Source organism: Pseudomonas sp. D4002 (assembly GCF_013385665.1).
In the GTDB taxonomy this organism is placed as follows: Bacteria; Pseudomonadota; Gammaproteobacteria; order Pseudomonadales; family Pseudomonadaceae; genus Aquipseudomonas.
This window is the reverse complement of sequence record NZ_JACAPN010000030.1, coordinates 44,419-59,120: the sequence shown is the minus strand read 5'-3', so window position 1 is coordinate 59,120 and position 14,702 is coordinate 44,419. Positions and strand designations below refer to the sequence as shown.

Annotated in this window: 11 protein-coding genes; 9 read left to right on the top strand and 2 right to left on the bottom strand. The window is 62.3% G+C overall.

Annotated elements, in window-relative coordinates:
- Window positions 1–62 precede the first annotated feature (62 nt).
- The 7 genes from HX824_RS21730 to HX824_RS21700 all read left to right on the top strand — a co-directional run bounded on the left by HX824_RS21730 (window position 63) and on the right by HX824_RS21700 (window position 7,796).
- Complete coding sequence (locus HX824_RS21730; protein ID WP_008434687.1) at window positions 63–794, top strand: class II aldolase and adducin N-terminal domain-containing protein; 732 nt, start codon at window positions 63–65, stop codon at window positions 792–794.
- A gap of 27 nt (window positions 795–821) precedes the next feature.
- A complete protein-coding gene (locus tag HX824_RS21725; protein WP_177008656.1) occupies window positions 822–1,499 on the top strand; it encodes a DUF1028 domain-containing protein in 678 nt (225 codons plus the stop codon).
- A complete protein-coding gene (gene argE, locus HX824_RS21720) occupies window positions 1,496–2,653 on the top strand; it encodes an acetylornithine deacetylase (protein ID WP_003215645.1) in 1,158 nt (385 codons plus the stop codon). Before HX824_RS21725 ends, argE begins: the two co-directional genes overlap by 4 nt.
- Window positions 2,654–3,055: 402 nt before the next feature.
- Entirely contained in the window at window positions 3,056–5,113 is a 2,058-nt protein-coding gene (locus HX824_RS21715) for a methyl-accepting chemotaxis protein (protein ID WP_177049897.1), read from the top strand.
- Between the two features lie 69 nt (window positions 5,114–5,182).
- Window positions 5,183–6,088: a transcriptional regulator GcvA gene (gene gcvA / locus HX824_RS21710; RefSeq protein WP_087693730.1), complete on the top strand. Its 906-nt coding sequence runs from the start codon at window positions 5,183–5,185 to the stop codon at window positions 6,086–6,088.
- Between the two features lie 75 nt (window positions 6,089–6,163).
- Entirely contained in the window at window positions 6,164–6,991 is an 828-nt protein-coding gene (locus HX824_RS21705) for a DMT family transporter (protein WP_008434678.1), read from the top strand.
- Between the two features lie 43 nt (window positions 6,992–7,034).
- A complete protein-coding gene (locus HX824_RS21700; protein WP_003215653.1) occupies window positions 7,035–7,796 on the top strand; it encodes an SDR family oxidoreductase in 762 nt (253 codons plus the stop codon).
- A 61-nt stretch (window positions 7,797–7,857) separates the two neighbouring features.
- On the opposite strand, the gene tkt is transcribed toward HX824_RS21700, so the two are convergent.
- Entirely contained in the window at window positions 7,858–9,918 is a 2,061-nt protein-coding gene (tkt, locus tag HX824_RS21695) for a transketolase (protein WP_177055050.1), read from the bottom strand.
- A 189-nt stretch (window positions 9,919–10,107) separates the two neighbouring features.
- Here tkt and HX824_RS21690 point away from each other — a divergent pair, with 189 nt between their 5' ends.
- The gene (locus HX824_RS21690; RefSeq protein ID WP_003215657.1) at window positions 10,108–10,347 is read left to right on the top strand and encodes a DUF465 domain-containing protein; all 240 of its coding nucleotides are present in this window, start codon (window positions 10,108–10,110) and stop codon (window positions 10,345–10,347) included.
- A gap of 125 nt (window positions 10,348–10,472) precedes the next feature.
- Here the strand turns inward: HX824_RS21690 and HX824_RS21685 are convergent, their stop codons facing one another.
- On the bottom strand, window positions 10,473–11,840 hold the full coding sequence (locus tag HX824_RS21685; protein ID WP_177055049.1) for a VOC family protein: 1,368 nt from the start codon (window positions 11,838–11,840) through the stop codon (window positions 10,473–10,475).
- Window positions 11,841–12,035: 195 nt separating this feature from the next.
- Between HX824_RS21685 and HX824_RS21680 the strand changes: the two genes are divergently transcribed.
- A complete protein-coding gene (locus tag HX824_RS21680) occupies window positions 12,036–14,672 on the top strand; it encodes a glucosidase (RefSeq protein ID WP_177055048.1) in 2,637 nt (878 codons plus the stop codon).
- Window positions 14,673–14,702 lie beyond the last annotated feature (30 nt).

Sequence of the window (14,702 nt, the reverse complement as noted above, 5' to 3'; positions counted from 1 at the left end):
CCTGTGGCGAGCGAGCTTGCTCACTACAGATTATGGGGTACTTGTCCTGCGGAGAAAGCTACATGGCGTTATCACTTGAAGAGCAAACCCGCATCGACCTGGCGGCAACTTTCCGCATCGTTGCGCACCTTGGCATGCATGAGGCAGTGGCCAACCATTTCAGCGCGGCGGTGTCGGCCGACGGCAAACAGTTCCTGCTCAACCCGAAGTGGAAGCACTTCTCGCGTATCCGCGCCAGTGACATGCTGCTGTTGAATGCCGACGACGCCGGCGGTGCCGATCATCCGGAGGTAGACGCTACCGCCTGGTCGATCCACGGGCAGATTCACCGGCTGTTGCCGCAAACCCGCGCCGTGCTGCACCTGCACCCGGTGTACACCACGGCGGTAGCCTGCCTGGCCAAGCCGCATATCCCTGCGATCGACCAGAACACCGCGCGCTATTTCAATCGCGTGGCGGTGGACGAGCTGTACGGTGGCATGGCCGACACCGAGGCCGAGGGCGAGCGCCTCGCCGGTTTGCTGGATGGCAAGAGCCGCTTGTTGATGGGCAACCATGGGGTGATGGTCACAGCCACCTCCATCGGCGAGGCATTCGATGATATCTGGACCCTGGAGCGCGCCTGCCAGATCCTCGTCACGGCGTGGTCCACCGGCCAGCCGCTGCGGATACTGTCTGACGAAGTGGCTGAAAAGACCGCGCGGGGATGGGAAGGCATCACGGATTTCTCGCAACGGCATTTTGAAGAAATGAAGCAGTTGATGATCGACGCCGACCCTTCGTTGCTCGACTGATTTCACCCCTCACAGGCAGGAACTCCCATGACCTTTTCGGTTGTCGCCCGCTGTGCCGAAACCGGCCAGTTGGGTATCGCTATCAGCTCGTCGAGCATTGCCGTGGGCGCCCGTTGCCCGTGGCTGCGCCCCGGCGTGGGCGCGGTGGCGTCGCAGAACATCACGTTGCCGGCCCTCGGCCCGCAAACCCTGGACCTTTTGGCCCAGGGCATGGCCCCGAGCGAGGCGCTGGCCACCGCGCTCACCCCGCAGAGCTGTAGCGAATATCGCCAGGTGACAGTGATCGATAGCACTGGCCGAACCGCACACTTCAGCGGCGCGCAGACCCTGGGCATCCACCACGCGGTCAGCGGCGAGCAATGCGTGGCGGCAGGGAACATGCTGGCGAATACCGGTGTGATCGAAGCCATGGTGCGCGCCTTCGAAGATACGCCCGGGCATCTCGCCGACCGGTTGCTCGCCTCCATGCAGGCGGGGGCGGCGGGAGGCGGCGAGGCGGGGCCAGTACATTCTGCCGCGCTGGTGGTGGTCGGTGACCACCTGTGGCCCATCGTCAACCTGCGGGTGGACTGGGCCGACGTGGATCCGATCGGCACCCTGGACCAACTCTGGCAGGCCTATCGCGGGCAAATGCAGGACTATATCGACCGCGCCATCAACCCGCAAAGCGCCCCTGGCTACGCGGTGCCGGGAGATGACCGATGAGCCGCAGCCGTGACCTGCTGGCGCACCTGGTCAGCTTTGACACCACCAGCCGCGAATCCAACCTCGCCCTGATCGACTTCGTGCGCAACTACTTGCAGCACCATGGCGTGAGCTGTGAATTGTTGTTCAACGAGCAAAAGAGCAAAGCCAATCTGTTGGCCACCATAGGTCCGGCGGAGGTGCCCGGTATCGTGCTTTCGGGCCATACCGACGTCGTACCTGTAGACGGTCAGTGCTGGAGCGTTGCGCCGTTTGAACTGACCGAGAAGGATGGCAAGCTGTACGGGCGTGGCACCGCCGACATGAAGGGCTACCTCGCCTGCGTGCTGGCCAGCGTACCGGCGCTGGTGCAGGCACCGCTGCGCATGCCGGTGCATATCGCGCTGTCTTACGATGAAGAGGTGGGCTGCCTGGGCGTGGGATCGCTGATCGAAGCGTTCCATGCAAAAACCGTCAAGCCGTTACTGTGCGTGATCGGCGAACCGACCGAACTCAAGCCGGTGCTGGGCCACAAGGGCAAGCTGGCGATGCGTTGCGAGGTACATGGCGCGGCGTGCCATTCGGCGTATGCGCCGTCGGGTGTGAACGCCATCGAATATGCCGCGCTGTTGATCATCGAACTGGGCCGGCTCGGTGAAGAACTCAAGGCGCCGCAACATCACGACGGGAGTTTTGATCCGCCGTTCTCCACCGTGCAAACCGGCATGATTGCCGGTGGCAACGCCCTGAATATCGTCCCGCAAAACTGCAGCTTCGACTTCGAAGTGCGCTCACTGCCCGCACAGAATCTCTGGCACGTCGCGGACCAACTGCGGGGTTACGCCGAGCACACCTTATTGCCCGCGATGCAGGCGGTGAGCGGGCAGTGTGCAATCCACTTCAGTGAGCTGTCGAGTTACCCAGGGTTGTCGACATCAGCGCAGAGCCAGGCGGCTGAATGGGTTGCCGACTTCTGTGGCTCTCAGGCATACGGCACAGTGGCGTTCGGCAGCGAAGGCGGGCTGTTTGATCAGGCGGGCATTCCCACCGTGGTATGTGGACCGGGCAGCATGGACCAGGGGCACAAGCCTGACGAGTTCATCAGCGTTGCGCAGCTTGAGGCCTGTGACCGGATGCTGGAGAAAGTGTTGGTGTTTGCCAGTCGGCAATCCTGATTCAGCAAGCACCCATCCTGTGGCGAAGGAACTTGTTCCCGTTGGGCTTCGAAGCAGCCCTAGACCCTGCAATCGATATCGACCTGACGGAACACCAGTGCCTGCTTTGGGGCCGCTTCGCAGCCCAGCGGGAGCAAGCTCCCTCGCCACAGGTTGTCGGCCGCCCTCACGCTTGCGGTATTGGTCAGACGGTTACCGTTCTGCCACCTGCGCTGAGTGCTTTCGCCCCATTTTCGCGCACGGCACAGCGTGTTTTGCACGACGTCCCGCCTATCCAGAGGGCCCGACAACAGCGGTCCGTTTCTTGCTAGAGCCAGCTTAATCAATGACATGGCATTTTGCCGTCAATCATTTCAAAGCTTGATTCGCCGCACAGGCGAGTGATTCTAGGAGTAGTCGGACATGCAAAGTGTGTTGTCGCCAGGTATCCGCCTGCTCGGACGTTTTGGATTCGCGCGCAAGTTCCAGATCCTGTTTTTCCTGTTCATGCTGCCCCTGGCGGGCAGCCTGTGGATGATCGCGCAGGAGTACCGCACCAAGCTGACGGTGATTTCCAATGAGCAATCCGGGGTACGCGAACTGTTGGCGCTGGATGCCCTGGACGCCCAACTGACCGCCCAGCGCAACCTGGCGGCGCGCTGGAAAGCCGCCGACATCCTCCACGACCAGACACCCGCGGCCAAGGCGGCCATGACTGCGGTCGATACCAATTTCCCGCTGATCCTGCAAAGCGTGCAGGCCCTGGGCGAGGCCCTCAAAGCCCAGAACGCCCGCCCGGATACCCTTGCACGTTTTGAGGCATTGCAAGCCTCGGTCACGGGCATGGATTCCCAATCCCTGCGCACCGTGGGCTGGTGGCCGGATGGTTATGACCGCTTCACGTCTGCGCTGAGCGCGATGCAAACCCTGCGCGAACAGATCACCATGGACACCGGGTTGATCCTCGATCCGTGGCTTGAAACCTATTTGCTGATGCAGATTTCCACCCAGCAAACCCCCGACCTGATCGAGCGTATCGGGCGTATGGCGAGCGTCGGGCAGTCATCCATCGCATCGGGGCAGTTCACCCTGCAAAGCCGTTTGCAGATGCGTGATTTGCGCGGTCGCATCGGCGACGCAAGGGACCAGTTGGTCAAGGCCGCCGCATCCCTCAAGGCCAAGCAATACCCGGGGCTGCAAACCTGGATCGCGCCATACGACGACAGCTTGCAACTGCTGGACAACGAACTGAAGACCCTGGACGAAGGCGTGTTCGGCGGCACCATCAAGCTCGATACCACCGGCTTCGAACGCAGTGTGGATGGCATGCTTGGCGCCCTCGGCGCGTTGCGTAAACAGTCGCTGACCTCGCTGGACGCGCGCCTGGGTTACTACCGCGACAGCTCGCTCAAGCAATTCATCCCGGTGGCGGTGACGTTCAGCGTGCTGGCCCTGGCAGCCCTGTACCTGTTCGTGTGCTTGCAGGCATCGATTCGCCGCAGTGCCAGCGGCATCACCACCCTGGCCGAATCCCTGCGCGACGGTAATCTGTGCGTTGAAGTGGCGGTGGAAGGGCGCGATGAACTGGCGGCCATCAGCACGGCGCTCAACGTGGCGGTGGTGCAGTTGCGCACCAGCCTGCTGGGGGTCAATCACGAGACGCAGCAGTTGGGCTCTGCGGTGCTGACACTCAATTCGCAATCGGGCAGCACGCTGACCGAAGTGGAAGACCAGCAACAGCAGATCAGCCAGATTGCAGCGGCCGCCACACAGTTGGCCGCGACCTCCATGGGCGTCGCCAAGAGCTGCGAGCAGGCCTCCGGCAGCGCGCAGAAAACCCGGCAGATTGCCGAAGACAGCAGCCGCGACAGCCAGCGCACCACCGCGAGTATCCAGCAACTCAACCAGCGCTTGACCGACACCTCCGATGCATTGGAGCGCGTCAGCCAGCAGGGCCAGCAGATCCAGTCGGTGGTTGACACCATTCGGGGTATCGCCGAGCAGACCAACCTGCTGGCGCTGAACGCTGCCATCGAGGCTGCGCGGGCTGGTGAACAGGGGCGGGGTTTTGCGGTGGTGGCCGATGAGGTGCGCAGCCTCTCGCAACGGACCCAGGCCTCCACGGCGCAGATCGCCGGCACGGTCGACAGTTTGCGCGCGACGGTGAGCCAGGCGGTCACCCTGATGGGCGTGGCCTGTGAGCAGGCGGTGACCGATGCCGAGTCCGTCACGGGCCTGGGCCATCGCCTGGGGGAGATCGCCAGCGCGGTGCAGAGCGTCACTGACACCCTGGCGCAGATCGCCACGGCGGTTGAGGAACAGGCAGCGACGGCGGATGAAGTGAGCGGCAATATCCAGCAGGTTGACCAGGCCGCCGGGCGCTTGCTCGACGGCGCGCGGGCGGTGAACCAGGCGGCGGATAGGTTGAGCAAGGGCAGCCGGGCGTTGAGCGACAACACGGCGCGGTTCCAGCTGGGTTGAGGGCGGCCTACAGCGCAATGGATAGATGTTCTATCATGAGCATTTATTCATAAACGGTGAAGCAATGCCATGAGAGACCTGCCACCCACCTCGACATTGCGCGCCTTTGAGGTTGCCACACGCCACGCAACCTTCACCTCGGCTTCAGAAGAGTTGCATGTCACCCAGAGTGCCGTCAGCCATCAGCTCAAGCACCTTGAAGAACTCTGGGGATTGCAGTTGTTCCAGCGGGGCAAGTCACTCAGCCTGACGCCTGCCGGAGCAGCCCTTGCGCCGATCGTGCGCGAGTTTTTCATGAACCTTGAGGCGACACTCGCGGACCTGCGCGAGCAAAAGGGCAGGGTCCGGCTCAAGGTCAGTACCACCTATTCCTTCGCGCTGAAATGGCTGCTGCCCCGATTGCCGAGCCTGGCCCAACGGCACCCTGAAATATTGGTCACCCTGGACTCCAGCGACAAGATCATCAACTTTTCAAGCGCGGAGGCTGATGTTGCGATCCGCCTGGGCAACGGGAATTACCCGGCGCTGTACTCGGAGTTCCTGTTCCGCGAGCAGATTTTTCCGGTGGCCAGTCCCGATCTGTTGAAACGCTTTGGCCGGCCACACACACCCGCCGAATTGCTGCGCTATCCCTTGCTGATGCGCGACGGCGCCGACCTGGTGCCGAAGTGGGAAGTCTGGTTCCAGCACGTCGGGCTGGCGATTGCGCCGCTCAAGGAAAGTGTCAGGTTTGCGGATACCAACATGACGATAGAGGCGGCCTTGCTCGGCCAGGGCATTGCATTGGCGCGCAGTGGGCATGTGGAGTCAGAGCTGAGCGATGGCAGCCTGGTGAGGCTGTTCGATGTGCCGTTCCCGTCACCGGTCGCTTATTACTTTGTCTGCCCCAAAGGCATCGAGTCCCAGCCGCATATCGTCAGTTTTCGTGATTGGCTGATGCAGGAAGCCGTAAACGCCGGGCTGGCTTACGAATAAAGCATGAGGATTTGCTCATTCTTCAATGAGCAGACTTCGCTTCAGTTAAGGCGCCGGTTTGCTTAGGATGGGCGCATGCCTTATCCCATTATTCTCCTGGTCCTCTTCGCTGCCTTACTGCACGCCAGTTGGAATGCGCTGCTGCGTGGCGGCGCCGACCGGCTCTGGTCGATGACGGTCATGTGCCTGGCGGTCGCTATCGCCAGTGGCGGCGTTGCGGTGTTCCTGGACCCTCCGGCGCCAGCCAGCTGGTTTTATGTGGTGCTGTCAGCGGTGCTGCACGTGGGCTACAACCTGTTCCTGGTGCGCAGCTACAAAGTCGGAGACCTGGGGCAGACCTATCCGATTTCACGCGGCTCCTCGCCGGTGCTGATCACCCTGGGTGCCGCCGTGTTTGCCGGGGAGAGTGTCTCGGCCAGCTCGCTTCTGGGCATTGCCCTGGTGTCGGGCGGCATCATTTCCCTGGCGTTCAGGGGGCGCCGGCTCGCCGTTCCCAGCCTGCCATACGCCCTGGGCACCGGCTGTTTCATTGCCGCCTACAGCGTGACAGACGGCATCGGCGCGCGCCTGTCGGGTGCGCCGATGGCCTACACGGTGTGGATGTGCGCCTTGTGGGGCGTGTTGATGCCGGCGGTGTATATCGGCCTGCGGGGCCCGAAAAGTCTGTTCAGCCTGCGGCCCGGGTTTTTCACGGCCTTCGCCGGTGGGCTGGTGTCGCTCCTGGCCTACGGAATCATTATCTATGCCATGGCCGGTGCGCCCATGGGCGCGGTCTCGGCCTTGCGCGAGACCAGCGTGCTGTTTGCGGCACTGATCGGCTATTTCTTCCTGGGCGAGACACTGACGGTCCGCAAGGTGCTGGCGTGCGTGGTGATTGCCACCGGCACCATCCTGATCGGCTGACAGCAGGCAAAGCATTTTCCACCACCACATGAAGGTTCGCGCAATGGATACCGTCCCGCAGGCACCGCTGATTCTGATAACAGGTGGAAGTCGTGGCGTTGGCGCCGCCACCGCGCGGCTGGCCGCCGCACAAGGTTATGACGTGGCGATCAGCTTCGTTTCCGATGAGTCTGCCGCACTCGCGGTGGTGGCGGATGTAGAAGCGGCAGGGCGCCGGGCGTTGGCCGTACGCGCGGACAGCGCAGACCCGGAGCAGGTCGTCCAGTTATTTGCGGCGATAGATCGGACGTTCGGGCGCATCGATGTGCTGGTTAACAACGCCGGGATCAACGCATTGCAGTCCCGGGTCGAAGACTTGCCGTTCGAGCGGATGCAGCGGATTTTCGCGGTCAACGCGATCGGGCCGATGCTGTGTGCCCAGCAAGCGGTGAAGCGCATGTCGTTTCGTCACCAGGGGCGGGGTGGTGCCGTGATCAATATCTCGTCGGCATCCGCCCGGCTGGGCAGCCCCAACGAATATGTCGACTACGCCGCATCAAAGGGGGCTCTCGAGACCTTCACCATCGGGTTTGCCAAGGAAGTGGCCAGGGAGGGAATACGCGTCAACTGCATCCGCCCCGGGCATATCTACACCGACATTCACGCCAGTGGCGGGGAGCCAGGGCGGGTTGATCGCGTAAAGGATTCGATTCCCATGGGCCGCGGCGGCCAGCCTGAAGAAGTGGCTCGGGCGATCCTGTGGCTGGCAGGCGCCGAGGCGTCCTTCATCACCGGTACGTTCCTGGATGTCACCGGCGGGAAATGAGCAGCAGGGCGTGGCACCGAGTTTTCCCTCGGTAGGCCACGCCCGGCATGCATGCACTGGCTCAGCTGTTGAGCCTGACTTGCTCCTTCGCCAGCTTCACCACATTGTCCAGGGTAAAGCCGAACTTGGCCTGCAACTTGGACAGCGGTGCCGAGGCGCCAAAGCTGTTCATCACCACCTTGGCCCCGGTCTGCCCGACGTAGCGGTCCCAACCCAACGGGCCGGCCTGTTCCACCACCAGGCGTGCCTTCACTGCGGGTGGCAGCACGCTGTCGCGGTAGGCCTGGTCCTGTTCTTCGAACAGTTCCCAGCTCGGCATCGACACCACTTGCGCCGCCACGCCTTCAGTCTTCAGTTGCTCATAGGCTTCCACGGCCAGGCTGACTTCACTGCCGGTGGCCATCAGGATCACCTGGGGCTTATCGGCGCCGGCCAGCACATAAGCACCACGGGATGTACCCGTCGCCGCTGCGTATTTCGTGCGGTCCAGGGTCGGCAGGTTCTGCCGCGACAGCACCACGCAGGTTGGCCGATGGGTCTGGGCCAGGGCGATCTTCCAGGCTTCCAGGGTTTCATTCGCGTCGCCCGGGCGCAGGGTCAGCAAGCCCGGCGTCGCCCGCAGTTGGGTCAGGTGTTCGATGGGCTGGTGAGTGGGGCCGTCTTCGCCGACACCAATCGAGTCATGGGTAAACACGAACACCACCGGCAGTTCCATGATCGCCGCGAGACGAATCGGCGGTTTCATGTAGTCGCTGAACACCAGGAAGGTCGAGGTGTAAGGCCGCAGGTACGACAGCGCCATGCCGTTGGCAATCGCGCCCATGGCATGTTCACGAATGCCGAAGTGCAGGTTGCGCCCGCCGTAGTTCTCGGCGCTGAAGCGCCCGGCGTCGTCGAACGTCAGGTTGGTCTTGGTGGACGGCGACAAGTCTGCCGAGCCCCCCAGCAGCCACGGGATCTGCTTGGCAAACGCATTCAACACCTCGCCCCCGGCGGCACGGCTGGCGACGCCCTTGGCATCCGCGTCGAAGCTCGGCAGTTGCTCCTGCCAATGCTCGGGCATCTCGCCGGCACGCATGCGGCGCAGTTCATCGGCCAGTTCCGGTTCGTACTGTTCGAGGTGGGACAGGGTCTCAGTCCATTGCTCATACAGCGGCTTGCTGCGCTTGAGCAGTGCATCCCGCAGGACCGTGCGCGCTTCATCCGGCACCAGGAAGCTTGAGTCTTCGGGCCAGCCGTACGCGGCTTTGGTCAGGCGGATTTCTTCATCGCCCAAAGGCTCGCCATGGGCCGACGCGGTGTTGTGCTTGTGAGGCGAGCCATAGCCAATCACGCTGTCGACCACGATCAGGGTCGGTGCCCCGGTGTTTTTCTGGAACGTGCTCAGCGCGTCGCTCAGGGCCAGCAGGTTGTTCGCATCGGTGACGTGCAAGGTGTGCCAGCCATAAGCCTGGAAACGCTTGATCACGTCTTCGCTGAAGGCCAGTTCAGTGTGGCCTTCGATGCTGATGGTGTTGTTGTCGTAGATCCAGCACAGGTTCTCCAGCTTCAAGTGCCCGGCGATGGACGCGGCTTCGCTGCTGATGCCTTCCATCATGTCGCCGTCGCCGCACAGGGTGTAGACGTTGTAGTCGAACAGCACCTGGTCGTCACGGTTGAAACGTTTGGCCAGCCAACGCTCGGCCATGGCCATGCCGACGCTGTTGGCGCACCCCTGGCCGAGGGGGCCGGTGGTGGTTTCTACGCCGGTGGTCATGCGGTATTCGGGGTGGCCGGGAGTTTTGGAGCTCATCTGCCGGAACTGCTTGATGTCGTCCAGGCTGATGGCCGGTTGGCCGGAGCGCTTGCCGTGGGCGTCAATCTCCACCACGCCCGCCAGGTGCAACAGCGAATACAACAGCATCGAGGCATGGCCCACCGACAATACGAAACGGTCACGGTTGGGCCAGTCGGGGTGCTCGGGGTGATAGCGCAGGAAGCAGCTCCACAAGGTGTAACCGACGGGCGCCAGGCCCATGGGCGTGCCGGGGTGGCCGGAGTTGGCCTTCTGCACAGCGTCCATGGCGAGGGTACGAATGGTGTTGATGCACTGGGTGTCGACAGCGTTGGCAGCGTGATTCATGGAACCTGTTCTCCATCGGGTGACGATCTACAGTGGAGGGCAGCGTGCGCCAAAGGTTTTATGAAATCGTCTGCCCCGCGACGAACGGGGACGCAAACGCGACAGGTTGATCTCAAACATGACAAGAGCCCGCCGGATGGGCTAGCTTCAAGGGGCATTCAGTCAATGATCAACTTGCGGAGGTACTCCATGCCAGTGAAACACGACCTGTATCAGGACCTGGGTTTGAGCAAGGAAGCTATTCATGAACGCAGGGCGAGCGATAACCGATTGGATTCGCTGCTCCACCAATACGACAGCGCCGACAAGGAGGTGCTGGAGCTTGAGTCCTCAAGCGGCGGTGACGAGGAGCTGGAGAAGCTGAAGAAGAAACGCCTGTTGATCAAAGACAAGATCGTCGAGCAACTGGAGAAAGCGACGGCCAAGTAGAAGATTTGTTCAGAATTGCCCGAAAGACAGCAGCACCGCCGCTGCCTATCATGCCAACCGTTCGCCCGGCACTGGGGCTCTTAGACGGCGCATGGAATGCGCTGTGGCCGGGCGAACTCTCTCTTTCAAGCCAGCAGCGCGCGCTTGCATTCGTCAATCGAGCGCTGCTGGGTTTCACCGTACAACTTCAACTCGTCGATAGTCTGGCGACCCAAGGCCTTTTCAAACTCGGCCTGGTTGGAGTTGGCCGCGTAGTGACTCTGCGCCGCATCCCCCAGGTTCGACTGGAAAATCCCCGCCGCACTCACCGGCAGAAAATCTTCGTACACCAACGGCTCCACGTCCACGTGGCCGGCGGCGATCAGTTCGTCCAAGGTTTTAACTTTGTCCTGGGCGGCCAAGCCTTTCTCGGTTACGAAGTAGCGGAAGTACGCCAGCTCCTGTTCGCGCATCTCGCGGTGATTGTCGGGGAACGCCTGGAAGTGTTGCTCCATCAATTCGGTGTAGCGCCCGGCATTGGCCTCATTCGGAAACGCGCCCAATTCATCCCGTGCGGCATTCAGCAATTGGTCGTACAGCGCGCGGCCCTTGGGGGTCAGCGCCACGCCGCGTTGTTCGATTTCACCAAAGCGCGCGCTGTGGCTGCCCTTGGCATCGGTAAAGGCGATTGCCTCGTCGAGGGCCTTGAAGCTGGTCTGGCGCAGCAGTATCGGGCACTGGCGGCGGGGCGGGCCTTCGATCACCGCCTTGGGGGTGATGCCTTTGCCGGGCATTGCGGCCTGCACCTGGTCAATGTCCAGGGTGCGCGGTGTCAGGTGGTTGATGTGCGGGCCCTTGAAGGCGACCACGTCGGCGATCAGCCGGTGCTGGTCGCTCAGTTGCTGGTATTGCGCGGCAGTGACGGTGGCGGTGTGGTGCCAGCGGAAGGTTTCCAGGGCTTGCTGGATAAACTCTTCGGCATGGGCGGCATCGAGGCCGCCGTCGGCTTCGGCTTGCTGGATCAACTCTAGGGCGCGTGGGGTGAAGATCGAACGCTTGGCCAGGGCTGACTGGGCGAAGGCTCGCAGTTCCGGGTTTTCGATCAGTTCCAGGCGCAGCAGTGAAGTGAACACTCGGAACGGGCTGGTTTGCAGGGCGCTTTCATGCACGGCGCGAAAGGCGGTGGAGTGCACCGGCACCCCGGCAGGCGTGAGGTCGTAATAGCCCACCGGCTGCATGCCCATCACCGCAAACAGGCGGCTGATGGTCGCCAGTTCTTCAGCGGTGCCCAGGCGGATGGCGCCGTGGCGCTCCCTGTCCAGACGCTGGATTTCCCCGGTGCGTTGCAGTTGATGAGCCAGCGCGGTGTCGGTTTCCAGCACCCGGGCATTGGTCTCGGCCACCAGTTCCATCAGTGCGCCATACAGCGGCACTTCATCGCGGTACATGTCGGACATGGCCTTGGAGAAGCCTTTGCGAATCTCGTCAGGGCTGACTGGGCGGGCGGCGGGCATAGAAAAATTCCTGGCGGCTATAGAGAGGAAAGGCACGGTTGCCTGATTTTGTTGGGCCTGCCGACGCCTTGCAAACGAAGATTCCTCTGGACTTCATTCTGCAAATGAATGAGCTGGATGACGTCAGCTTCACGTGCATCTCACCGTCGAAGGGCTCTACACTGGCCGTCACCTCTGAACGCGACGGAAGACTCGATGACGGCACAGCCTGCGACGAACATTCTGGAAACGATTGAAGGCCAGCGCCTGGCCAAGCCTGACGGCGAGCGCTGGCGTGACTGGGGCCCCTACCTGAGCGAGCGGCAATGGGGCACGGTGCGCGAAGACTACAGCGCCGACGGCGATGCCTGGCGCTACTTCCCCCACGAACATGCCCGCAGCCGCGCCTACCGCTGGGGCGAGGATGGCCTGGCGGGCTTCAGCGACAAGGCCCAGCGCTGGTGCCTGGGCCTGGCGCTGTGGAACGAGCGCGACGCGATCATCAAGGAACGCCTGTTCGGCCTGAACAACGCCGAGGGCAACCACGGCGAAGACGTCAAGGAACTGTACTTTTTCGTCGATGGCGTGCCGAGCCATGCCTACATGCGCATGCTCTACAAATACCCTCACGCGGCCTTTCCCTACGATGACCTGATCACCGAGAACGCCCGCCGTGGCCTTGGAGATGCCGAATACGAGATCCTCGATACCGGGGTTTTCGAAGACAACCGCTATTGCGATGTCACCGTCGAATACGCCAAGCACCAGCCCGATGATGTGTTCATGCGCATTACCGTGCACAACCGTTCGGACCAATCCACACGCCTGCAGGTGTTGCCGCACCTGTGGGCGCGCAACGACTGGAGTTGGACCCACGATGCGCCCAGGCCCGAGTTGCGCCTGGAGGGCGAACAGGTGGTGGCGCGGCACCATGAGCTGTTCGATCGCCACCTGAGTGCCTGGGGCCAGGACGGGGTGGAATGGCTGTTCTGCGAGAACGAAACCAACTACCCCAGGCTGGACGGGCAACCGGCGCCGGGGCCGTTCAAGGACGGGATCAACGACTATGTGACTACGGGCCTGGAATCGGCGATTCGCCGGGATTCGGGCACGAAAGTGGCCGCGCGTTTCATCCTGGAACTGGCGGGCCAGGAAAGCAAAACCCTGTACCTGCGCTTCGCCCCGGCGGAGGCGCCGTGGATCAATGCGCGCAAGCTGTTCGAAGAACGCCGTCAGGAGACTGATGATTTCTACGCGGCGCTGCAGCAGGGCATCGCCGATGAAGACGCACGCAACGTGCAGCGCCAGGCTCTGGCGGGGTTGTTGTGGTCCAAGCAGCTGTATTACTTCGACGTGAATCAATGGCTCGACGGCGACCCGGCCCAGCCCGCGCCGCCGCCCGAGCGTTTGCATATCCGTAATACCCATTGGCGGCACTTGTCGAATTTCGACATTCTCTCGATGCCCGACACTTGGGAATATCCGTGGTATGCCTCCTGGGACCAGGGGTTCCAGGCGGTGGCCGTTGCCCTGATCGACCCCGGTTATGCCAAGCAGCAACTGTTGCTGTTGGTGAAAGACCGCTTCATGCACCCCAACGGTCAGTTGCCGGCCTACGAGTGGCGTTTCGACGACGCCAACCCGCCGGTGCATGCCTGGGCCAGTTGGCGGGTGTATCAGCAGGACAAGGCGCTGAATGGCGTGGGCGACATGGATTTCCTGGAGCGGATCTTCCACAAGCTGCTGCTGAATTTTTCCTGGTGGGTCAACCGCAAGGACGCCGAGGGCCGCAACCTGTTCCAGGGTGGGTTTCTCGGGCTGGACAACATTGCGCTGTTTGATCGCTCGGCTGATTTGCCGCCGGGTTATCAGCTGGATCAAGCCGATGGCACGGCGTGGGTGGCGGCGTATGCGCTGGACCTGATGCGCATCGGCCTGGAGCTGGCCAAGCGTAACGTGGTGTATGTGGATATTGCGGTGAAATTCTTCGAGCACTTCCTGTACATCGCCGGGGCGATCAACCGCGTCGACAATGGCGATGAAGGCTTGTGGGATGAGCAGGACCAGTTTTTCTATGACGTGCTGCATCGGCCTGGCGGTGAAAGCGAACCGGTGCGCCTGCGCTCCATCGTCGGCCTGATGCCGCTGTTTGCGGTGCTGGTGCTGGAGCAGCGCGAGCACGAAGGGCTGGAGGGGTTGCGCGAGCGATTGCTGGGTTTTATGAAACACCGGCCGGACCTGGCCAAGCTGGTGTCGCGCTGGAACGAGCCGGGGCAGGGTAATCGCCTGCTGCTGGCGCTGTTGCGGGGGGAGCGGACCAAGGATTTGCTGCGGCGGATGCTGGATGAGTCGGAGTTTCTCTCCACCTTTGGGGTGCGGTCGCTGTCGAAAGCGTTCGCCGAGGAACCGCTGGCGCTGAAGATGAATGGCAATACCCTGTGTGCCCGCTATGAGCCGGCGGAGTCCGATTCGCGGCTGTACGGCGGTAACTCCAACTGGCGCGGGCCGTTGTGGATGCCGGTCAACTACATGCTGATTGAGTCGCTGCGGGAGTTTCACCGCTACTACGCGGATAATTTCTCGGTGGAGTATCCGGCGGGGAGTGGGTATCTGGCGTCGCTGGAGGAGGTTGCGCAGGGGCTGAGCCAGCGGTTGACGAGCCTGTTTCTGAGGGATGAGAACGGTTCAAGGCCGTCGATGGTGGGGTATACACAGTTGGAGGCGGACCCGGCGAGCCGCGACCTGGTGTTGTTCCATGAGTATTTTCATGGCGAGACCGGGCGGGGGTTGGGGGCTTCGCATCAGACAGGGTGGAGTGCGTTGGTGGCGCTGTTGTTGCAGCCAAAAACCTGAAAACAGCACAATCAAAATGTGGGAGCGGGC

What these genes read in the sequence shown, in the direction of transcription:
- HX824_RS21730 (WP_008434687.1), top strand. Translation starts at nt 63, where the DNA reads ATGGCGTTATCACTTGAAGAGCAAACCCGCATCGACCTGGCGGCAACT.
- HX824_RS21725 (WP_177008656.1), top strand. Translation starts at nt 822, where the DNA reads ATGACCTTTTCGGTTGTCGCCCGCTGTGCCGAAACCGGCCAGTTGGGT.
- argE (WP_003215645.1), top strand. Translation starts at nt 1,496, where the DNA reads ATGAGCCGCAGCCGTGACCTGCTGGCGCACCTGGTCAGCTTTGACACC.
- HX824_RS21715 (WP_177049897.1), top strand. Translation starts at nt 3,056, where the DNA reads ATGCAAAGTGTGTTGTCGCCAGGTATCCGCCTGCTCGGACGTTTTGGA.
- gcvA (WP_087693730.1), top strand. Translation starts at nt 5,183, where the DNA reads ATGAGAGACCTGCCACCCACCTCGACATTGCGCGCCTTTGAGGTTGCC.
- HX824_RS21705 (WP_008434678.1), top strand. Translation starts at nt 6,164, where the DNA reads ATGCCTTATCCCATTATTCTCCTGGTCCTCTTCGCTGCCTTACTGCAC.
- HX824_RS21700 (WP_003215653.1), top strand. Translation starts at nt 7,035, where the DNA reads ATGGATACCGTCCCGCAGGCACCGCTGATTCTGATAACAGGTGGAAGT.
- tkt (WP_177055050.1), bottom strand. Translation starts at nt 9,918, where the DNA reads ATGAATCACGCTGCCAACGCTGTCGACACCCAGTGCATCAACACCATT.
- HX824_RS21690 (WP_003215657.1), top strand. Translation starts at nt 10,108, where the DNA reads ATGCCAGTGAAACACGACCTGTATCAGGACCTGGGTTTGAGCAAGGAA.
- HX824_RS21685 (WP_177055049.1), bottom strand. Translation starts at nt 11,840, where the DNA reads ATGCCCGCCGCCCGCCCAGTCAGCCCTGACGAGATTCGCAAAGGCTTC.
- HX824_RS21680 (WP_177055048.1), top strand. Translation starts at nt 12,036, where the DNA reads ATGACGGCACAGCCTGCGACGAACATTCTGGAAACGATTGAAGGCCAG.